At 33.0% G+C, this 20,854-nt stretch carries 23 protein-coding genes and 3 pseudogenes; 19 read left to right on the top strand and 7 right to left on the bottom strand.

Going from position 1 to position 20,854, the window contains the following annotated elements; genetic code table 11:
• Positions 1-8 precede the first annotated feature (8 nt).
• The 13 genes and pseudogenes from H9L18_RS14480 to H9L18_RS14420 all read left to right on the top strand — a co-directional run.
• Positions 9-623: a hypothetical protein gene (locus H9L18_RS14480; protein ID WP_126794541.1), complete on the top strand. Its 615-nt coding sequence runs from the start codon at positions 9-11 to the stop codon at positions 621-623.
• The gene (locus tag H9L18_RS14475) at positions 623-1,627 is read left to right on the top strand and encodes a V-type ATPase subunit (RefSeq protein ID WP_126794538.1); all 1,005 of its coding nucleotides are present in this window, start codon (positions 623-625) and stop codon (positions 1,625-1,627) included. The genes H9L18_RS14480 and H9L18_RS14475 overlap by 1 nt, the downstream gene beginning before the upstream one ends.
• Entirely contained in the window at positions 1,617-1,928 is a 312-nt protein-coding gene (locus tag H9L18_RS14470) for a V-type ATP synthase subunit F (RefSeq protein WP_126794677.1), read from the top strand. The genes H9L18_RS14475 and H9L18_RS14470 overlap by 11 nt, the downstream gene beginning before the upstream one ends.
• Before the next feature lie 31 nt (positions 1,929-1,959).
• Entirely contained in the window at positions 1,960-3,744 is a 1,785-nt protein-coding gene (locus tag H9L18_RS14465) for a V-type ATP synthase subunit A (RefSeq protein WP_126794536.1), read from the top strand.
• A complete protein-coding gene (locus H9L18_RS14460) occupies positions 3,737-5,110 on the top strand; it encodes a V-type ATP synthase subunit B (RefSeq protein ID WP_126794532.1) in 1,374 nt (457 codons plus the stop codon). Before H9L18_RS14465 ends, H9L18_RS14460 begins: the two co-directional genes overlap by 8 nt.
• Positions 5,111-5,119: 9 nt before the next feature.
• Positions 5,120-5,749: a V-type ATP synthase subunit D gene (locus H9L18_RS14455; RefSeq protein ID WP_126794529.1), complete on the top strand. Its 630-nt coding sequence runs from the start codon at positions 5,120-5,122 to the stop codon at positions 5,747-5,749.
• 56 nt (positions 5,750-5,805) lie between these two features.
• Positions 5,806-6,231: a universal stress protein gene (locus H9L18_RS14450; RefSeq protein ID WP_126794526.1), complete on the top strand. Its 426-nt coding sequence runs from the start codon at positions 5,806-5,808 to the stop codon at positions 6,229-6,231.
• A 96-nt stretch (positions 6,232-6,327) separates the two neighbouring features.
• Positions 6,328-7,152 (top strand): glycosyltransferase family 8 protein, encoded by an 825-nt coding sequence (locus H9L18_RS14445; protein WP_126794523.1) that lies wholly within the window; start codon positions 6,328-6,330, stop codon positions 7,150-7,152.
• Positions 7,153-7,480: 328 nt separating this feature from the next.
• The gene (locus H9L18_RS14440) at positions 7,481-8,359 is read left to right on the top strand and encodes a GNAT family N-acetyltransferase (protein WP_126794521.1); all 879 of its coding nucleotides are present in this window, start codon (positions 7,481-7,483) and stop codon (positions 8,357-8,359) included.
• Positions 8,360-8,431: 72 nt separating this feature from the next.
• The gene (locus tag H9L18_RS14435; protein WP_126794518.1) at positions 8,432-8,923 is read left to right on the top strand and encodes a hypothetical protein; all 492 of its coding nucleotides are present in this window, start codon (positions 8,432-8,434) and stop codon (positions 8,921-8,923) included.
• A 16-nt stretch (positions 8,924-8,939) separates the two neighbouring features.
• Positions 8,940-9,146 (top strand): helix-turn-helix domain-containing protein, encoded by a 207-nt coding sequence (locus H9L18_RS14430; protein ID WP_126794514.1) that lies wholly within the window; start codon positions 8,940-8,942, stop codon positions 9,144-9,146.
• A gap of 173 nt (positions 9,147-9,319) precedes the next feature.
• Positions 9,320-9,928 carry a hypothetical protein gene (locus tag H9L18_RS14425; RefSeq protein WP_126794511.1) on the top strand — a complete coding sequence of 203 codons (609 nt, stop codon included), beginning with the start codon at positions 9,320-9,322 and terminating at the stop codon, positions 9,926-9,928.
• 113 nt (positions 9,929-10,041) lie between these two features.
• A pseudogene (locus H9L18_RS14420) lies at positions 10,042-10,178 on the top strand (type II toxin-antitoxin system Phd/YefM family antitoxin); the annotation flags it as partial.
• Between the two features lie 31 nt (positions 10,179-10,209).
• Here H9L18_RS14420 and lepB read toward each other — a convergent pair.
• Together lepB and H9L18_RS14410 are read right to left on the bottom strand one after the other, a co-directional pair.
• Positions 10,210-10,764 (bottom strand): signal peptidase I, encoded by a 555-nt coding sequence (lepB, locus tag H9L18_RS14415; RefSeq protein WP_126794508.1) that lies wholly within the window; start codon positions 10,762-10,764, stop codon positions 10,210-10,212.
• Positions 10,765-10,809: 45 nt separating this feature from the next.
• Positions 10,810-12,465: a MutS-related protein gene (locus H9L18_RS14410; protein ID WP_126794505.1), complete on the bottom strand. Its 1,656-nt coding sequence runs from the start codon at positions 12,463-12,465 to the stop codon at positions 10,810-10,812.
• Between the two features lie 113 nt (positions 12,466-12,578).
• Between H9L18_RS14410 and H9L18_RS14405 the strand changes: the two genes are divergently transcribed.
• From H9L18_RS14405 to H9L18_RS14395, 3 genes and pseudogenes are all read left to right on the top strand, one after another.
• The gene (locus tag H9L18_RS14405; RefSeq protein ID WP_126794501.1) at positions 12,579-12,905 is read left to right on the top strand and encodes a hypothetical protein; all 327 of its coding nucleotides are present in this window, start codon (positions 12,579-12,581) and stop codon (positions 12,903-12,905) included.
• 67 nt (positions 12,906-12,972) lie between these two features.
• Positions 12,973-13,467, top strand: a pseudogene (locus tag H9L18_RS14400) (histidine phosphatase family protein); the annotation flags it as partial.
• Between the two features lie 25 nt (positions 13,468-13,492).
• On the top strand, positions 13,493-14,470 hold the full coding sequence (locus H9L18_RS14395; protein ID WP_246433297.1) for a LacI family DNA-binding transcriptional regulator: 978 nt from the start codon (positions 13,493-13,495) through the stop codon (positions 14,468-14,470).
• Positions 14,471-14,488: 18 nt separating this feature from the next.
• On the opposite strand, the gene H9L18_RS14390 is transcribed toward H9L18_RS14395, so the two are convergent.
• Entirely contained in the window at positions 14,489-15,991 is a 1,503-nt protein-coding gene (locus H9L18_RS14390; protein ID WP_126794495.1) for an ATP-binding cassette domain-containing protein, read from the bottom strand.
• A 288-nt stretch (positions 15,992-16,279) separates the two neighbouring features.
• Entirely contained in the window at positions 16,280-16,813 is a 534-nt protein-coding gene (locus tag H9L18_RS14385; protein WP_126794492.1) for a dihydrofolate reductase family protein, read from the bottom strand.
• A gap of 109 nt (positions 16,814-16,922) precedes the next feature.
• Between H9L18_RS14385 and H9L18_RS14380 the strand changes: the two genes are divergently transcribed.
• From H9L18_RS14380 to fic, 3 genes and pseudogenes are all read left to right on the top strand, one after another.
• Entirely contained in the window at positions 16,923-17,465 is a 543-nt protein-coding gene (locus H9L18_RS14380; protein WP_126794488.1) for a TetR/AcrR family transcriptional regulator, read from the top strand.
• 73 nt (positions 17,466-17,538) lie between these two features.
• The gene (locus H9L18_RS14375) at positions 17,539-18,600 is read left to right on the top strand and encodes an AI-2E family transporter (RefSeq protein WP_221884898.1); all 1,062 of its coding nucleotides are present in this window, start codon (positions 17,539-17,541) and stop codon (positions 18,598-18,600) included.
• A gap of 16 nt (positions 18,601-18,616) precedes the next feature.
• Positions 18,617-19,216 (top strand): annotated as a pseudogene (gene fic / locus H9L18_RS14370) (protein adenylyltransferase Fic); the annotation flags it as partial.
• Positions 19,217-19,271: 55 nt separating this feature from the next.
• On the opposite strand, the gene H9L18_RS14365 reads toward fic, so the two are convergent.
• The 3 genes from H9L18_RS14365 to pgsA all read right to left on the bottom strand — a co-directional run bounded on the left by H9L18_RS14365 (position 19,272) and on the right by pgsA (position 20,854).
• A complete protein-coding gene (locus H9L18_RS14365; protein WP_126794481.1) occupies positions 19,272-19,643 on the bottom strand; it encodes a VOC family protein in 372 nt (123 codons plus the stop codon).
• Positions 19,644-19,654: 11 nt separating this feature from the next.
• The gene (locus tag H9L18_RS14360) at positions 19,655-20,188 is read right to left on the bottom strand and encodes an HdeD family acid-resistance protein (protein ID WP_126794478.1); all 534 of its coding nucleotides are present in this window, start codon (positions 20,186-20,188) and stop codon (positions 19,655-19,657) included.
• A gap of 87 nt (positions 20,189-20,275) precedes the next feature.
• Positions 20,276-20,854 (bottom strand): CDP-diacylglycerol--glycerol-3-phosphate 3-phosphatidyltransferase, encoded by a 579-nt coding sequence (pgsA, locus tag H9L18_RS14355; RefSeq protein ID WP_126794475.1) that lies wholly within the window; start codon positions 20,852-20,854, stop codon positions 20,276-20,278.

The raw sequence follows: 20,854 nt of genomic DNA, 5'->3' as shown, positions 1-20,854 counted from the left end.
AATAAGTGATGAAAAATCAAGAACAATCAAAGGAAGAAATGATTCAGTATATCCTAAATCAAGGGAAAACTGAAAATGATACTTATTTTGCTAAAGAAAGTCATGTGTTAAATGAAGACTTCGAGCAAAAAATGACGAAGCTTGAAACAGATAAACAAGATCGTTATCAAAAACAACAAGCTGCGATAAAAGAGACGTATGAAAAGAAAATACAACGAATTGAATTAGAAAAAAATCAAAGTATGATGTTAGAAAAACAAGCTTATTTAAGAAAAGTAACTGATAAAATGGCGGCAAGATTAAAAGCATTGTCAAAAGAAGAGTTACAATCTTTTATTAGCCCAATTTTTATCACGAATGATTTGAGTGGACAAGTAGACGTTTTAGTTGGAGAAATTAGTCAAGAAGCTATTACTCAAGAGTGGCTAGATCAATTAGCTAATCAAAATGAGATGACTGTGACTTATGTCCTTTCTTCAGAAATAATTCCAAATGATGGTGGATTTATCTTATCTCAAGATGGGATTGAATATAACTATCTCTACTCAAGTATTTTAGATCAAATAAGTGAAGAAAAGGAATACGAGATTGTTTCTAATTTATTTAAAAATGAGGTGATCTAATGAAAGACATGCTCTATAACCAAATTAATACAATGGTTCGAATGGAAGAGAGTAATCTATTAAAATCAGAACACCTGAATAAAATGTTACTCAGTGACAGTTTCGATGAAGCGAAAGAATTACTGCGAAATACGAAATACGACTCATTTATTGATGAAGCAGATTTTCTGATGAATTTTGATTATTATTTAAGAGAAGAGCAACATCGATTATTTAAAAAAATGTATGAAGTAGCGCCAGAAAAAGAAGTCATCGATATCTATACCATGCGATATACGTATCATAATTTAAAACTAATTACCAAAGCTTATTATAGCAATCAAGAGTTGGATCAGTATTTTGTTGATGACGGGCAATATTCATTAGCAACGATAAAAAGTGCTGTGAAAAACGGAACGTCAACTTCTGTTAAAGGGCTTTTGATGGATAGTATTTTAGATGTTAAAGCATATCTAGAAGAGTACCAAGATATTCGAGGGATTGATGTCATTTATGACCGCTACTACTTGAGACATCAACGTCAGGCTGCTGATAAATTAAATTATCCAGAGTTAACCAGAGAAGTGATTGCCTTTATTGATTTGACGAATATATCCATGGTTTTTCGTGGGATTAAGCAAAAAAGAACACCAAACTTTTTATTAACAACGTTATCTAGCTTTGGTTCATTCGATAAAAAACAATTAGCTGGTTTTGCTAATCAAACCGCTGCTGATTTTATTTCATTTTTGAGTAGTAGTGATTATCATGAAGTTATTTCTTCTCTAGTCAACAAAGAAACAGGCGAGATGAGCCTTCTTTTATTAGCTAAAGAAAGAGATAATTTCTTAACCAATCTCTATAACTTAGCTAATACACAAGCATTTGGTCCCTTGCCTTTACTGTCTTTATTAAATGCAAAAGACATCGAGATTAAAAACATTCAATTAATTTTAGCTGGGAAAAAGAATCATTTCTCAGAAAAAGCAATAAGAGAAAGGATTCGTGAAAACAATGAGTTATAAAATTGGTGTTGTTGGTCATAAAGAATCTGTGATTGCTTTTAAATTAGTTGGATTTGATGTGGTTTATGCAGAAACAAAAGTAGAAGCAAGAAAAGCAATAGATGAAATGGCTCAAAAAAATTACGGTGTCATTTATGTAAGTGATACCTTACTGTTAGAAATGCCTGAAGTGGTGAGTCATTATGAAAGTAAAGTAAAACCTGCGTTGATTAGTATTCCAACCCATTTAGGAAGCAATGGTTATGGAAAAGGAAAAATCAAAGAGTATGTAGAAAAAGCGGTAGGACAAGACATTTTGTAAGACGTAACAAGAATTAGAAAGGAAGAGCATATTGAATAGTGGAAAAATTGTTAAAGTATCTGGTCCTTTAGTTCTTGCTAGTGGCATGTCAGATGCAAACATTCAAGATATATGTCATGTAGGTGATAACCAATTAGTAGGTGAAATCATCGAGATGCGTGAAGACGTAGCATCTATCCAAGTATATGAAGAAACATCAGGCATCGGGCCTGGTGAACCGGTTGTGACAACGAAAGAACCTCTTGTTGTAGAACTTGGGCCAGGAGTTATGTCTCAAATGTTTGATGGAATTCAACGTCCTTTAAAAACATTCCAAGAGACAACTCAAAGCAATTATTTAAAAAGAGGTGTTCACATTCCTGCTTTAAACCGGGAAAAAAGTTGGGCATTTACTCCTTTAGTTGAAGTAGGAGATAAACTAACAACGGGAGATTTTATTGGTAGTGTTGAAGAGACAGCTTCTGTTAGTCATAAAATCATGGTACCTCATCAAGTAGCAGGTGTCGTAAAAGAAATTAAATCTGGTGATTTTACTATTGATGAAACAGTTTGTGTGATTGAAACAGATAGTGGTCTAAAAGAATTAACGATGCTACAAAAATGGCCAGTAAGAAGAGCACGTCCGATTTCAGAAAAAGTTTACCCAACAGATCCTTTAATTACTGGACAACGAGTTATTGATACGTTCTTCCCAGTAGCAAAAGGTGGAGCAGCAGCTGTTCCTGGACCTTTTGGCGCTGGAAAAACAGTGGTTCAGCATCAGATTGCTAAATGGAGTGACGTGGACATTGTTGTTTATGTTGGATGTGGTGAACGTGGTAATGAAATGACTGATGTTATTAACGAATTCCCTGAGTTAATCGACCCAAACACAGGTGAATCTTTAATGGCTAGAACGATTTTAATTGCCAATACCTCTAATATGCCAGTGGCCGCTCGTGAAGCGTCTATTTATACAGGAATTACAATTGCAGAGTACTTTAGAGATATGGGTTACTCTGTTGCAATTATGGCAGATTCAACCTCTCGTTGGGCAGAGGCTTTAAGAGAAATGAGTGGTCGTTTAGAAGAGATGCCAGGAGACGAGGGTTATCCAGCTTATCTAGGAAGCCGTTTAGCAGAATATTACGAACGAGCTGGTAAGGTTGTTACTTTAGGAACTAACCGACGTGAAGGAAGTATTACAGCAATTGGTGCCGTATCACCTCCAGGAGGAGATACTTCAGAGCCAGTTACTCAAAATACCTTACGAATTGTGAAAGTATTCTGGGGCTTAGACTCAACATTAGCTCAAAAGCGTCACTTCCCTTCTATCAACTGGCTGTCTTCTTACTCTTTATATCTTGAGGAAATGGGAAGTAAGATGGATGATCTTTTAAATAAAGATTGGTCAAGCTTGGTAAAAGAAGCAATGCGTATTTTACAAGAAGAATCTAAACTAGAAGAAATCGTTCGCTTAGTGGGATTAGATACATTATCTGATAAAGACAAATTAACGTTAGAAGTAGCTAAATCAATTCGTGAAGACTACTTACAACAAAATGCTTTTGATGAAGTAGATACATTCAGTTCAAGAGAAAAACAATTTAAAATGCTAGATACGATTCTTTCTTTTGGTGTAGAAGGTAATAGGGCCCTTAGTTTAGGTGCTTACTTTAAAGAACTAATGACAAGTACAAAAGAAACAAGAGATTTAGTAGCTAGAATGAAATACTTACCAGAGTCTGAGATTGAAAAAATTGATGATATTAAAGAAGAGTTGAAACAAGTGATTCAACAATTATTAGAGGAAGGAGGAGAAGATAATCATGCGTAAAGAATACAAAACGATTAAAGAGGCAGTCGGTCCATTAATGCTTGTTGATAAAGTAACAGATGTTAAATTTGATGAATTAGTTGAAATCAAAATGCAAAACGGTGAATTACGTCGTGGGCAAGTCTTAGAAATTACAGAAGACAAAGCGTTAGTTCAGTTATTTGAAGGAACAAGTAATATTAATATTAGAGATTCAAAAGTTCGATTTTTAGGAAACTCGTTAACTTTAGGTGTTTCAGAAGGTATGTTAGGTCGTGTTTTTGATGGACTAGGTAACCCTAAAGATGGTGGAGCCAAAATATTAGCAGAATCTCACTTAGATGTTAATGGTGAAGCGATTAATCCAATGGCAAGAGATTATCCAGATGAGTTTATCCAAACAGGTATTTCATCTATTGATCACCTAAATACGCTAGTAAGAGGTCAAAAACTACCAATATTTTCTGGTTCAGGACTTCCTCATAAAGAGCTTGCTGCTCAAATTGCTAGACAAGCTAGTGTTTTAAATAGCGATGAAAAATTCGCTGTGGTCTTTGCAGCTATTGGGATTACTTTTGAAGAAGCTGATTATTTCATGAATGACTTCAAGAAAACAGGCGCGATTGACCGTTCTGTGATGTTTGTCAATCTAGCTAATGATCCGGCGATTGAACGAATTGCGACACCAAAAATGGCATTAACAACAGCAGAATATTTAGCCTATGAAAAAGGGATGCACGTGTTAGTTATTATGACTGATATGACTAACTACTGTGAAGCGTTGCGAGAAGTATCAGCCGCAAGACGTGAAGTACCAGGAAGACGTGGTTACCCAGGTTATCTTTATACCAACCTTTCTACGTTGTATGAGCGCGCAGGTCGTATTACAGGATTGAATGGTTCTGTGACACAGATTCCTATTTTAACGATGCCCGAAGACGATAAAACTCATCCAATTCCTGATTTGACGGGCTATATTACAGAAGGCCAAATTATTTTATCTCGTGAATTAGATAAAAGTGGTATCCAACCACCAATCGATGTTCTCCCTTCATTGTCTCGTTTGAAAGATAAAGGAACTGGAGAAGGTAAAACAAGAAAAGACCATGCCGCAACAATGAATCAGCTCTTTGCAGCTTACGCTCAAGGAAAACAAGCAAAAGAATTAGCCGTTGTTTTAGGTGAGTCAGCTCTTTCTGAAGAAGATTTAATCTATGCTAAATTTGCGGAAGAATTTGAGTTTAAATACGTGAACCAAGGATTTACAACGAATCGAAACATTGAAGAAACGTTAGAATTATCTTGGGAATTACTATCTATGTTACCAAGAACAGAACTAAAAAGAATTAAAGATGATATGCTAGATGAATTTCTTCCTGAAAGGTAGTGAGATAACATGGTGAGGTTAAACGTCAATCCAACACGTATGGAATTAACGAAATTAAATAGTCGTTTATCAACTGCTACTAAAGGATACAAATTATTAAAAGATAAGCAAGACGAATTAATGCGTCGCTTCATTCTTTTAGCAAAAGAAACAAATGAGTTGAGGGATAAAGTAGAAGCTGAATTAGTCGATTCAATGCAAGCTGTCATGTTAGCAAATGCAACAATTCATGAAGCTTTTATTGAAGAGATATTTGCCATACCAGCTGAAGAAGTTGAATTAGATATTGTCTTAAAGAATGTTTTAAGTGTAGATATTCCAAGTATGATGTTTTCATATGACGAGTCCCTTGACACAAACTCTTTGAATTACGGGTATTTAAATTCAAACGAAGAGTTGGATGAAGCAATCAATAAATTAATTCAAGTATTGCCAGATTTACTTAAACTAACAGAACAAGAAAAAGCTTGTCAGTTAATGTCAGATGAAATTGAAAAAACAAGACGTCGAGTAAATGCACTAGATTCTTTGACGATTCCTCAACTAGAAGAAACGATTAAGTTTATCAAAATGAAGTTAGAGGAAAATGAACGATCTAATATTACACGGTTAATTAAAGTTAAAAACATGAATAAATAAACAATCTGTTACACAGTTTATTTGGATTTCAATGATAAAATGGAGGTTCAGGTGAAATGAAAAGTAGGTATAAGAAGATTTTGGTTGGTATTGATGGAACAAAGGAGTCAGACAAAGCTTTTTATGAAGCAGTTGAGATGGCAAAAGACCATGAAGCAGATTTGTTTATTGCTTGGATTAATACAGAGATGGAAAGAAATCCAGCTCATAAAGATATGTCAGATAGAGAACAGTTGATTTATGATCGAAAAGTTTCAAAAAAAGAAGCAGAAGCAAAAACTTTAGGTGTTCATACAGTGACCCCTATTGTTGCAACGGGAGATCCTAAAAAGTATCTATCTAAGTGGCTTCCTAAAGAACATCAGATTGATTTAATCATTTTGGGTGCTACGGCAAAGAAAGTTATTGCTAACTTATTAGTTGGTTCAACAGCCAAATATGTTGTTGAATATGCGACTTGCCCAGTTTTTGTTGTCAAATAATAGCTAAAGAGGTTAAAACAAACTTGAAAAAGAATTGTTTTAACCTCTTTTTTTGTTAGAATAAAAGTAGGTATTAAATGAAAAAGGAGAAGTGTTATGAAGAATAATGAAATGCATATTTTAGTAACTGTTGATGAAAATTATTTAAAACCATTAGAAGTTATGCTTTATTCTATGTATCAACATCATCAAAAACACAAGGTTGTTGTCTGGTTAATTCATGAGAAGATAACGGAAAAACAACTGGCTCCTTTAAGAAAATTATTAGGGAAGTTCAAGTGGGATTTAGAGGCCATAAAAATAGAAGATGATTTTTTTGAAGGTGCTCCAACAGTGGAAAGGTATCCTAAAGAGATGTATTTTAGACTTCTTTGTGGGGATATACTACCTAAAGATTTACATCGCGTATTGTATTTAGACCCGGATTTATTAGTGATTAACTCCTTACTTCCTTTATGGCAAATGGATTTAGAAGGAAGTTTATTAGCAGCTGCTACGCATACCGGAGTAACTAATATCACGACAGGTTTAAATAATTTAAGACTAAATACGGATCATAATTATTATAATTCTGGTGTGATGTTAATAGATTTAGATGTGGCAAGAGATAAAATAAATTTAAAAGACATTGGTGAAACAATTGAGAAATATGCAAGTTTATTACTCTTACCAGATCAAGATGTTTTAAACCATTTATATGGGCATTATATCAAAGAGATTCCAGATGAGATTTGGAATTATGACGCTAGAAAATATATTAGCTATTTAACAAGAAGTGTTGGAAAATATGACCTACACTGGCTAATGGAGAATACAGCTATTCTTCATTTTTGTGGTAAACCAAAACCGTGGCAAGCAAAAAGCGACACGAAATTCACGGCACTGTATTTGGATTATGCTCGTCAAATGGATTATCTGTAAGAAGCAACTGAATTAGTTTGAAAGAGAAAAAGAATATGCTAGAATAAAGTCACATCTCAATAGAACGGAGCGTTTATTTTATGCTAAAACTTATTATCGCTGGTTAATTCCTTAACCAATTAAATAAGGAATCATTAACTCTTTTTTTCAGCAAGTAGCTGAAGATTATTTAGTGATGGTTTCAAGCGATAATAAAAGCAGAGTAACGTTTAAAGATATCGCAGTTTTCTAATTTTTTAGAAAGCTGCTTTTTTGCGTTCTTTGGGAGGTGAGTCCAGTGAAATAAGAATAAAAAAATAAAATTAGAAAAAAGAAGGAGAAGACAGAAATGAGTCATTATCAAATGAGCCACAACATAAAAGAGATAGAGCAACTTAGAAAGAGTTTCAATGAATTAGCTATGGAGACTTTCGGTATAAGTTTTGAGAGATGGTACGAATTAGGCTACTGGCAGGAAAACTACATTCCTTATGCCTTTATTAAAGACAACGAGGTGATTGCTAATGCTTCGATTACAAAAAGTGAACTAGTTATTAACGAACAACAATATCAGGTGATTCAAATCGGAACAGTTATGACTAAAAAAGAGTACCAAGGACAGGGCTTATCTAGAAAATTAATGGAAGCAATTATTGAAGATTACCAACAAAAAGTTGATTTTATCTATCTTTTTGCCAATGAAACGGTATTAGAATTCTATCCTAAATTTGGCTTCAAACGAGTGGATGAATTAAGTGTTTCAATTGATGCGAGTCAAGTGAAAAATAGAAAGATAGGAATTGAAATATGTGATTTCCAAAAGCAAAGAGAGGAGTTAGAAAACCGCGTTAAAAGACGCTCAACGAATCATCTAACAACATATGATAAAGAGAACGTGTCATTATCATTGTTTTATTTTTCAACAGTTTTTAGTGAGTGCTTGTATTATATTTCAGAATTAGATGTATTTCTAACATTTGAAATAGAAGAAAAAGAGTTACATCTCTATGATGTACTAATGACTAAAGATGTTTCGTTTCAAGAAATACTAAGTTACTTACCTCTTGAGGTAATAGAAACTATCATTTGTCACTTCCAATTAAAAGAGGTAGAAGGTTTGCAAAAGAAAGAAGAAATTATCCCAATTGATGATGATGCTCTATTTATTTTAGGGGTAGAAGAATCAAAATTAGGTGAAATGAAGTTACCATTGTTTAGTCACGCTTAATTACCTACTTATCATTAATCGGATAATAATTAATGATAAACGATAATTAATTATTGAATAAAGATGAAAGAGGTGTTTCTTTTATTAGGAAGTGCGATGTATACTTTTATGACAGGTTTATTGCTAGTCATGTATTTTTTTCAAGATCACTCATTTTCAATTAATGTCCCTGTAAGTGGTTTTGGCTTATTTAAAGCGACTTTAAACTCTCCGGTAAAAGAAGATTTATTGCTCGCAGGTTTATTAGTTAATGTACCAGTTGGAATTACTTATACAATCGTATTTTTTAAAGGAAGTCGATTTTTTAAATCTCTCGTTCAAAATCAAACACCGTTTTCCAAAGATAATAAAAAATTGATATCAAGAATAAGTATCGTATTAATGATTTTAGGGTTAGCACCATCGTTGATGTACTCAATTATTTTGTCATACCTCATGACAAATGGTTACTATATGAGGTTTGATATAGGAGTTAGTTTTGTAGTAGGAGCAATTCTTTATTGTGTGTCAGAGGTTATCAATTATGGTTTAGAATTACAACAGTTTTCTGATGATGCTGTATAAGGGGGAGTTGATTGAGATGGCAATTGTTGTTAGGCTAGACAGAGTGATGGCTGACAGAAAAATATCTCTTAAGGAGTTGGCAGATGAGGTTGGTGTGACGAATGTGAATTTATCTAAATTAAAAACAGGTAAAGCAGCAGCAGTTCGTTTTTCAACACTAGAAGCAATCTGTAAGGCGTTGAATTGTCAGCCAGGAGATATCCTGGAATATGAAGAAGATTAAAATAGATAAATAAAGGAAAGTTCTCAGAAATAGTCTGGGGACTTTTTTTATTAAAAATATGACATGATATTGCACCATTTAGCTAACAGATATAAACTAAAGATATTATTAGATGCTCATAAATTTTAGGATAAATTTAATGGAGTTCATTCTTAAAGGACAGGGATAAAAAGATGAAAAAAAGAATAATGTTAACTTTATTGTTATCGAGTGTTTTTCTTGTGTTTGGTTGTGTTGCTGATGGAAAATCAATTATAAAGAGCTATGAACCTTCTTTGGGTAAATCAATGAATCAATCAGAAATAATTCAAGACCTATCTATGAAAGAAAATATTACCTTCAGAGAAGCGGAATTAAAATTATTTCCAAATAAAGAAAAGATAGAAGGAAAAAATCAAGGACCTGAAATAGAAAATCAATTTAGAATTATTAGTGGAACACCTGAAAAGGCAACAGGATCGAGTGATTATCTGACTGATTTAGGAAAAATATATTTTTATACTCTAACAACTTCAAGCCAAAATTTTAGAGCAATTAAACAGATTTTATATGCTATATATATACCAAACAATCAAGTGTTTTCAGGTTCACTGCAATATTGTTTAACTGATTCTAATAAAATTCATTATACGTTAAATGGCAGATTATTTGATGGTGATAGGTTTACTACATCAGGAATAGGTAAGGCTAATCTTTATGAATCCTCACTTTTAAATTTCATTGTTCCTACTGAATCAAGTTGTGATCAACCTGTTTTTATTGATAAAAATATTTATTATTAAGACTTTTGAAATCTGACTTGATTTTTATAAAAAAAATAAAAGAACTCTTACTTTAAAACTTGTACTATTTATTTTACAGCATAATTGAAGAAAGATAAGAGGAGGTCTTTTATATGGAAGAAGTTACCTATTCAAATTTTAGAAAAAATTTACGGAGTTTTATGAAACAAGTAAATGACGATGCTGATGCTTAATCGTTACAACAAAAGATGTTGAAGACACCATAGTGGTTTTATCAAAAAGAAAGTTCAGCTTTTTAATTAGCTGAACTTTCTTTTTGATTATTCAATTTTTCCCCACTGACTTGGAGGCCAGAAAGAAACTTTAGCTTTTCCAATAATATTTTTTTCTGGGATAAAGCCGACTTCTTTAACACGGCTATCTTTTGACACTTGACGATTATCACCTAAAACAAAATAAGTGTTTGCAGGAACTGTTGCTTGACCTGTCATTTCTTCTAGAGTGAAATCTGGTGTTAAAGGTTCAATATTACCGGCATTTTGCCAATCTTGTTTGTATTGGTTAAGATAATCTTCTTTTAAAGGTTTTTCGTTAACATAAAGCATATCGTCTTTGTAAGAAATAGTATCTCCAGGAAGTCCGATGACGCGTTTTACGTAATAAAGAGAGGGATCATCTGGTGCTTTTAAAGGAACAATATCAAAACGTTCAATATCTCCAACTTTTAAAGCTATTGCTTTTTCTCCATCAATTAGATTAGGCATCATGGATTCACCTTGTACCTTGATAGGAGAAAAAATATAAAATCGTAAAGCAACTAAGATAACCGCTAAAGTAACTAGCCATAAACAATCGTATATCCAAGATTTTTTCATTATTTAACCACCTTAATTTATTAGGCATATCATATCATAAACAACTCACTTTTTACTACACCATGCTCCGTTTTTGTCAAAATAAGTAGCTTCTTCAAAAGAGTCTTGAATGATTTCATCTGGAAATCCCATCGTTTCAATTAATTTAATAGCATTTCTAGAGGTGGCAACACCTTCTTTAACCTGATAGTCAAAGGAGATACCTTCAGCTTCTGAGACAGTTTCTTCGAAATGGATATTCTCACATTCTTTAGCTAAAATTTGAGGTAACTCGATGTCGTGAGTAGCCACAAAGGCTAGTTGATTTTGTTTGGCCAACCACCGAATCATGCTTGAAGAAGCAGAAATACGCTCAATCGTATTAGTTCCTTTCAAGATTTCATCTATGAAGCAATAGCAAAAATTTTCCTTCTTAACTTGCTCAACTAATCTTTTTAGTGATTTTAATTCAGCGATAAAATAGCTGTCCCCTTCAATGACGTTATCTTCTACACCCATTGATGACAAGACATAGCCTGGTTTCAATGAAAAAGAAGTTGCTAAACAAGTGTGGATAGTTTGGGCTAATAGGCCATTGATAGCCACGCTTCTGACATAAGTTGATTTTCCAGAAGCATTAGAACCCGTTACAAGGGTGCTGTGTTCCCAATTAACAGAGTTAGGTACAGGCTCACTTAGTAAAGGATGAATGACATTAGCAGCCGTAACGCCATTAGAAGAAGCAGTTGGTAAACACCAATTAGATTCGTAAATAGTTCGTAAGTTTAAAATAGCGATTGCCACTTCTAAGTTGCCTAACAAATGCCAAACTTCTTGTGCTTCTGTTGAGTATTTTTTTAGTTTTTGAGAAACAGATCCATAGGAAATAAAAGGCAGTAAGAAAGAGGCTGTAATCATCTCAAACATAAGCTCTGTTTCGCTCCCTGTTTTGACACGAAATGAAGAAGCAAATTTTAAAAGTGATTTCAAAGAATGGGTTGATTCAGTGAGTTCTTTTTTTATAGGTAAATTTCTTTTGCTAAGTGTGACGCTTAAAGAAATACCTTGAACTAGATAACTCATTGTGGCTAGTTCAGTTTCTAATTGTCCTTTTTTTATAAGATAGAAAATGGTGTTAAAGCACAAAGCTGAGATACCAATTAAAATACCGATAGAACCCAGAAATATAGCAGAAATAAAACCTAGTATAGGCAGTAACCCGAGAAAAACAAATAAAAACCGATGACTAAAAGGGGTAAGCACCTGTTGATTAAGATAGGCTTTTGCGTAATTGAAATCTTTTTTTCCAAGACGAGCAAATTGATAAGAAACAGCTTCTCTTTCCGATGGATTCTCGTTAAAAAAAGTAATTAATTCTTCCATTTTTTCATGGTGAGTTGCATTAGTTTCTAACGAGTATGAACGTAAGCTTTCATACAAACTTTCAGAGCCGATACTTGAGTAAGTCAAATTAATACGTTGAAATACATCAAACATGTTCAAATCAGACCAAGTTAAATCATCCACGATAAATTCAGACTCTTTTTTTAGAAAACCAGCAGCTCGTAAACTTTTTTCTGAATCTTTTCGTTGATTAGTTGGGAATTTTCCCCAGTCATGTTTAATTTGTTTTTTTAATTTAAGTCGATTAGTGATTTCGAAAATAACTACAAAACTAATAATAGCTATTAAAACAATAGGAATAAAAAAGACATCACTCATAGAGCACCTCCAACATTTTACTTATATTATACATCAAGTTAGTGGACTATAATTAAGCTGGTAAGCGTTTTTTTAGCTGTGTTATAATTAAGAAAAAATGGAGGTGCATAAAAATGAGTTATGAAGAAAAAGACTGGATTATGCGTCAAATTAAACAAATTGCAGTAGGTTTAGGAAAAATGTTAGGAAGAGATAGTCTTAAAGAAATGATTAACTTAGAATTAAGCGCCTCTGAAAAACTGACAGATGAAGAAATTGATACTATCTTACTTTTAGTAGAAGTAGAAGATAAAGTAGAGACTAAACAAATAAAAACTGAAGACTACCCTGAAAAAGTAGGGATTCCTAGAGAACGTTTAACAAACATACTAATAGATTACACCCTCGTGACTGAAGCAGAAAAAATGCGTCTTAAAAAATTTATCGGAGAAATAGAATGAAACAGATCTATTTTATCAGGCACTCCATTCGAGATACTAGTATTCAAGATGATCTAACAGCCCCTTAACCTTAAAAGGGCAACAATTAGCTGAGGAATTAAAAAGAATAATTAATTTAGAACATGTAGATACCATATACTCAAGCCCTTGTGTAAGAGCAGTTCAGACAGTGGAACCTATCTCAGAGTCTATAAGTAAACCGATAGTAATAAAAGAAAACCTAAGAGAAAGAGAAATCAATGAATGGTTAATCGATTTTGATGAGTTCACAAAAAGACAATGGGATGATAAAAGCTTTAAAACAAACCATGGAGAGTCTCTGGTAGAAGTGGGAAAGCGTGCTGTTACTTGTTTTGAAGAGATTGTTACTGACTCAAGTCAAAAGGTGGTTATCAGCTCCCATGGTACTTTTTTAGCTTGTCTATTTCATGAGCTAACATCTGGGCAATTTGGATATACTGATTTTTTAAATATGACACAACCAGATATTTATCTCGGTTTATTTGATGAGAAAAATCAATTGGTCGAATTAAAAAGAAAAAGAATTTCATCTTTAACTTGACCTGAAACGGGTTTTAGAAAATATAATGAAGAAAATAAATGTTAGAAATGAGATGAAACAAGTGACGACTATTCATGATATTGCCAAAAAAAGTGGCTACTCGGCTTCAACGGTTTCAAGAGTTTTAAATAGAAAAAAACATGTCTCTACTGAAACAAGACAAGCGATTCAGCAAGTAATTGAAGAGCTAGACTATGTTCCAAGTGATATCGCAAGAGATTTAAGTCGTGGAAAAACACTCAATATTGGTTTTGTCCTACCTAACACGAAACATCCTTTTTTTACCGAAATTTTGACAGGTGCTATAGATGCTGCTTTTAAAACACCTTATCATTTGGTGATATTACCCTCTGAGTATGATGAAGAAAAGGAAATCGAATACCTAGAGCAACTAAGAAGTAATGCTTATGATGGCTTAATATTTACATCTCACGGAGTACCCTTAGAAAAATTAGCTGAGTATACGAAATATGGTCCGATTATTTGTTGTGAAGATCCATATGATGTACCTATTTCTGCAGTATATGCCAAGCGTCGTATTGCACTAACAGAAGCTTTCACTTGGCTAAAGGAAAAACAATATAATAATGTAGGATTCTTTTTAAGCCGTGAAGAAAAACTGAGTGCAACAAGTAAAGAAACACTAGGTGCCTATCGAAGAATTTTTAAGAATGAACCGGAAAAAGAGCTAGTTAAGACAGGTGTTACAACTTATAAAGATGGTTATCAAGCAGCTAAAGAATGGGTAGAAAATGGAATTGTGCCAGAGGTTATTTTTTCAAATGGAGATGATATCGTCACAGGAGCCAGGCAATACTATCTAGATCATAACCTGCCACTGCCATTTTTAGTTGGACAAGAAGATCAGTTAAGCAGCCAGTTATTAAATATTTCAACCATTGATTACCAGTTTACAGAAATTGGTAGACAAGCCTTTGAACTTGTTTTGAAAGCAGAGGGAATTGAAAAAATAGGGATTCCGTCAACGTTTATTGTGAGGTAAATGTTGACGGAATTTTTCCTAGTTTTGTTGAGGGTTCAAACCTTCCACCGTCAATTCATATAGTTGCTTCTCATCAAGAGATGAAATAAATTTTCTATCATGGGAAATAGCAATAATGGTTCCTTGATACTCACTAAGTGCATCATAGAAAAATTGGTTAGTTAAAGGACTTAGATTGCGAGTAGGTTCATCTAATATAAGAACCTCATTTTCCTCAAGCATTAGTTTCACTAACAGGATTTTAGCTTGTTGACCACCGCTTAGTTCACTAACGGCATGAAGCATCTCGTCTCTTGTAAAGTTTAGGTTAGCTAACAGTGTTCTAATGCGTTGCTCTTCATTACTTTCACCTGTATTAAGTACTTCTAAAACACTTTTAGATAGATCAATGACTTCTTCGTAATTTTGTGGCATAAAGCCTATTTTATATTTAGATTGTTGCTGTAAAGTCTCATTTACTTTTCTAATAAGAGTTGATTTTCCTATACCATTTTCTCCCGTAATAATTAGTTTATCTTGAGTAAAAATAGGTAAGTGAATGTCTTTAGCTAATACGCCTTTTTCATTTTCTAAAACAGGTAAGTCTAAATCCAAAATAAGTTGTTTCTTTTTGGGTGATGAGACAGGAGCAAAGAAAAAGGTTGGTTGTTCTTCAATGGTTCGAATGTCTTGTACATTGTCTTTTTGAGTCGCCAATTTTTCTTTCTGCTGTTTGAGAGACTTCACTTTTTTCTGAAGTCTTGGATCAGCTCGAGACACTTGTGTGTGTTGATGTTCTGCTTTATTCCAAACATCACGTAACTTAGTTTCTTGTTTTTTCAAAGCACGTTGCTCATTTTTGACTTGAAGATTATGAGATGTAATAGCTTTTTCTCGTTTTTCCTTATAGGTATAAAAGTCATCTTTAGACAAGGTATAAAGAGGGACTTGGTTTTTCTTTGTTAATTCAAGATGAAGTAATTCGTTTGCTGTTGCTTGGATAAATGCCTCGTCATGGGAAACAAAAATCACGGGAATACTTAATTGCTTGATAAAAGTTTCTAGCCATTCAATACCGTTTAAGTCCAAGTTGTTAGTCGGCTCATCTAATAAGAGAATTTCAGGATTAGTCGCTAAAATAGCTAAAAGTTGGTATTTTAATTTTTCACCACCAGACAAGTCAGCGTAGCGTTGTGTACTAAATAAATTATCAATTTGAAAAGCTTCCATTGCTTCAATTAATAAATTATCCCACGTCATTTCTTCAAATAAATCAGCAACAATCAAATCAGAGTTTTCAGCATCTAGAGATTGGTTTAAGTAGCCAATGGATTGATAAGTAGAATCGATTTTTCCTTCTACTTGAAGGTAAGGGATTAAATCTTGTCTGTTTCTTATGACGTGTAGCAAACTTGACTTACCGTTTCCTTCTTCACCAATGATAGCTAGTTTGCTATTTTGGTTAATGACAAGATCTAGATCGCTAATAAGAGAGCGTCCTGTTTTTTCTTCGATTAGAGAGATATGAGTTAATTTCATCATGTGAATCACCTTTTTCTTTATATTTTTTTAGATAGGTAATGTTAGTAGCATTCAGTCCATCCTCCTTTTTAAAACACAAAAAAGCACTCCTATACCTGACAGGAGTGCGAAATAGCTTAAATAAATTAAGCTATTCAATTTTTCTTCATAAGGATACGCGAACTCACTGTTTATTTATTAGAATTAGTCTATTAAATAAAACAATGTTCAATTCGGTACCCTCCTTTAGTCTTTTTGATACAAGAAGTATAGTCTGACTTTAAAAAAAAGTCAACACTTAAAAATAAATTAGCTGCGATAAGTTCGATAAACAATCTGATTAATTAAATTAACAGACACAGGTTTTAAGGTAACAGCCCTTTTGATAGGATGGAATAAAGGAATTCCTTCACCTAAAATAACTGGAATAGTCGCTAAAATATATTCGTCAATTAAATCATTTTCAACAAGAGGTTGAATAATACTAGCACCACCAACAATAAAAACGTCTTTACCTGGTTCACTTTTTAGTTTAGTCACAAGATCAACGACAGATTGATCTGTAAAGATTATGTTTTCTTTGTTTTCTCGTAATTGAGAAGTTAAAACATAAGAAATACTATCTGCGTAAGGGTAGTTGTCAGGAGCTAGTGAAGTCGTTACTTGGTCATATGTTTTTCTACCTAAAATAACCGTGTCAACATGTTGATAAAAATCTTCATAAGAAGTGTCCACCGTTTCTTCTATCGCACCTGTTCCTAACCAGTCGATGTCACCATTCTTATCAGCGATAAACCCGTCAATACTGGTTGCGATATAAAGAATTATTTTTCTGTTTGTCATAAAAAGCTCCCCTTTCTTGATAAGTTTATTGTAACGTGTTTTTTCTTGTCTGATAAGAGACAAAAGGATATAATGTCGCTAAAACCAGAAAAAAAGGAGGTTAATCATAGTGAAAGAAGCAATGGATAATAGTATATGGAATCATTTTTTTGACATGATGGTTAATCAAAAGAAAAACTTTGGAGATATCCGAGTAAGGGAAATCTGTGAAGATGCTAACATTCATCGTTCTACTTTTTATCGTCACTTTGAAGATAAGTACCAACTCTTAGAATTTGGATTATTTATTCTATGGAATGATTTCTTTGAATTAGATGAAAGAGAAAAGTTTTATGCACCGTTTAAAACAGCCGATGAATTCTATCAAAAATCAGAAGCCGAGCAATTAATTTTCCGCAACCAATCAGATGATCGCTTTCTTGAAACGGTTAATAGTTTCTTCTTAAAGCAAATGACAGCTTCATTTAAGGCAATATTGAAAGAGGTTAGTCCTAATCAATTACCGACTGATTTAATGGCAAGACACGTCGTTGGAAGTATTCAATCTTTAGATGAGTGGTCGAAAAATCAGGAAGGGGTAACGTCTGAAAAATTAGATAGCTACTATAAAACACTTGTCTTAACTCCGCTTGGTTTGAATTGCACTGAATAACTATCTTTTAATTTTTGTTTAGCGTAAAATAAGACTAGCCCCAACGGCTAAGAGGAGGTAAAAAAGAAGTATGATTGATTTATGGCATCGATTAAAAGCCAATGATTCGGCAAGAAGAACATTGGTGTTATTGACAGTTTGTTTGATTTTGTTTTTAATTCGAAATATTTTAAGTTTAGTCTTATTAACTTTTATCTTAACGTATTTAATTGTTCGAGGTGTTGAAGGTATTCATAGCGTCATAAAAATACCGAAGAAGATAATCGTGATAGCTGTTTATTTGCTAATTGTGATTTTCTTGTATTTTTCAATTACCGTTTATGTACCAAAAATGTTTAATCAAACCATTAAAATGATTGAGGAAGTTTTTTCTTTCTATCAACGAGTTAATAGTGATAACAGATTATTCGAATGGATTTCAGCTAATGTGAATTTCCAAGATATTAAGCAACAACTAACTACAGGAGCAAAAGTTATTTTCAATACGATTACAAGTATTGGCTCGATGGGATTAACTTTCTTCATGTCGTTTATGCTAAGTTTCTTTTTCATTATTGAAAAAGAATGGGTAACAGATTTTGGTAGAGCTTTTTACAAGAGTAAGATAGGTGTTTTCAGTCAAGATGTGGGTTATTTAGGTCGCAAATTTATCAACACATTTGGTGTGGTAATTGAAGCGCAATTTATTATTGCTTTGATTAACACATTGCTAACAACAATTGGCTTGTATCTAATGAAATTTCCTCAAGAGCAGTTGCTTAGTTTAGCTTTAATGATTTTTATTTTAAGTTTGATCCCAGTAGCAGGTGTAATTATTTCATGTATCCCACTTAGTTTAATTGCGTATACAGATGGTGGCGTACAAAATATTATTTATATTTTAATTATGATTGCAGTGATTCATGGGATTGAGTCATATATTTTAAATCCTAAATTAATGAGTAGTAAAACTGATCTACCAGTCTTTTATGTGTTTGTTGTTTTAATGTTCTCAGAGAAATTCTTTGGTGTGTGGGGATTGATTATTGGTATACCAGTATTTGTCTTCCTACTAGATTTACTTGAAGTTAAAACAGAACATAAAAAACATGGATTACCTCAAATAGTTCCTCCAAAAGAAGAAGTGGATAAGTAGTTTAGGAGAGAATAAGATGTTAGAAAATAAATTAAACATTGAAAATCAGTTACTGCTGAACAAAGAAGAAGAGAGGCTAAGTAAACTAAGAGCTAAAGAACTATATGAATCAGGGAAAATAGATCCTTTAGCAGTTGGAACATTTGCGAGTCTATCTTTTATCCATCATTTTTTATTTCAAGACATCTATTCTTTTGTAGGAGAAAGACGTTCTGTCAATATTTCATAAGGAAATTTTAGATTCGCACCAGTTGTGTATCTAGAGCCGGCTTTAAATAATATTGATCAAATGCTGATAAATTCTTTTGAGGAAATTATTGAAAAATATGTTGAGATGAACATTGCTCATCCCTTTAGAGAAGGAAACGGAAGAAGTATGCGGATATGGCTAGATTTAATATTAAAAGCCCAATTAAAATCAGTTGTTAACTGGAATTTAATTGATAAAGAAGACTATCTTCTAGCAATGGAAAGAAGTCCTGTTAAAGATATTGAATTGAAATTTGCTATTAAGAATGCGTTGACTGATCAAATTGATAACCGGGAAATTTACATGAGAGGCATAGATATCAGCTACTATTATGAAGGTTACACAGAATTCATAACAGAAGAATTAAATGAAATAGAGCATGAGACTCAAGGTTTACCTTGGGTTTCATGCTCTGTTTTGTTTATTTATTAGCCATTACAGCGAAATAATTATTTTCTTTATCTGAAAAATGAAATTGTTTAACACCTGTTTCATTAATTATCTCACTAACAAAAGGACTAACCAGTTTAAGTTGTTGATGAAGAGCTTCAATGTTATCTGTTTTAAATAAAAGGGAAGGGGTGTTCATTGCAACTTCTGGTGAAAATTGTTGAATAAAAACTTTATCAAATAACTGCAGTGAAACTTGATTTAAAAGTGTTAATTTAATAGATAAAAAAGATTCTGGTAAATCAACAGTTTCAACCTCTGTTACACCAAAGCCTTTTTGCCAAAACTCAGCAGCCTCATTAACATTATTAACGTATAACATAATATCGACTTGATTAATCATTTGTCACGACCTTACATATCAAAATTTCTAAAGCGAATAAAGGCAACTAACTCTGAAATACCAGCTAGAGTCAATACAACGCCGAAAAATCTAAAGAACATCATCGCACTAGAGAATGGGAAGACCATTAATAGAACACCAGCACCAATCGTAATAGCGCCGTAGATGAACATTGGTAACCAATTAACATTAACGTACTGTCTTAAACCTAGTGATTGAGATAGACGAACACCGCCACCGATAACACACATCAAACCTAAGAAGAAAGGTAGAGAGGCAACAAGTGGTTTAGCAAACAAGAATAAAATCAAAGCGAAAATGAAATAAAAAATTGCAACAGGTGTTGAAGAGCTGTACCCATTTTGTTTGTTTTTAATAGATGAAATTAAATTAAATACACCCATCACAACATTATAGCCAACAATTAAATATAAAATAGTTTGGGACACTTTGTTTGGCTCTAAAAAGATGGCAATACCTAGTAAGATATAAGCAATACTTCTTAGTAAAGCGTGTCGTTGAATGGATTTAAACATGGATGTCATAGTGAATCATTCCTTTTAATTAGTATATAAAACTTACTATTACTTTAATCATAAAAAATAAAAAAATCAAGAGTTAGCCCCTTGATTTTACATAGAATCTTTAAAAATGTCTTTGTTCTTAGCGAAATAATCAACACCAGAGTAGATGGTGAAAATTAAGCAAGTATAAAGCATAATTTGATCAACTGGTAAATTAAGACCGGCAAATGGAATATTGTTGATTAATAATAAAATAATCGCCACCATTTGGGTTGCTGTCTTAACTTTACCTGGCCAAGCAGCAGCCATAACTTCGCCACCCTCTACAAGTAGAAGACGTAAGCCTGTTACAGCTAGTTCACGACAAACAATGATTGCAACAATCCAAGAAGCCGCTTTTCCTTGTCCTACTAAAACAATGAAAGCTGTCATAACAAGCATTTTGTCCGCTAAAGGATCAGCAAATTTTCCAAAATTAGTTACTAGGTTATCACGACGAGCGATGTAACCATCTAACCAGTCGGTAATACTAGCAATAGCAAAAATAATTGCAGCAACTAATTGAGTTACTTCTAAAGATGTTCCAAGAATACTTATTTCACCCCAATTAAATGGTGCAACTGCAAGGATAATAAAGACAGGAATCATAAAGATTCTGAGCACAGTTAGTTTATTAGGTAAATTCAT

The sequence above is a fragment of the Vagococcus carniphilus genome (genome assembly GCF_014397115.1).
In the GTDB taxonomy this organism is placed as follows: domain Bacteria; phylum Bacillota; class Bacilli; order Lactobacillales; family Vagococcaceae; genus Vagococcus; species Vagococcus carniphilus.
This window is presented reverse-complemented; position numbering and strand designations above follow the sequence as displayed.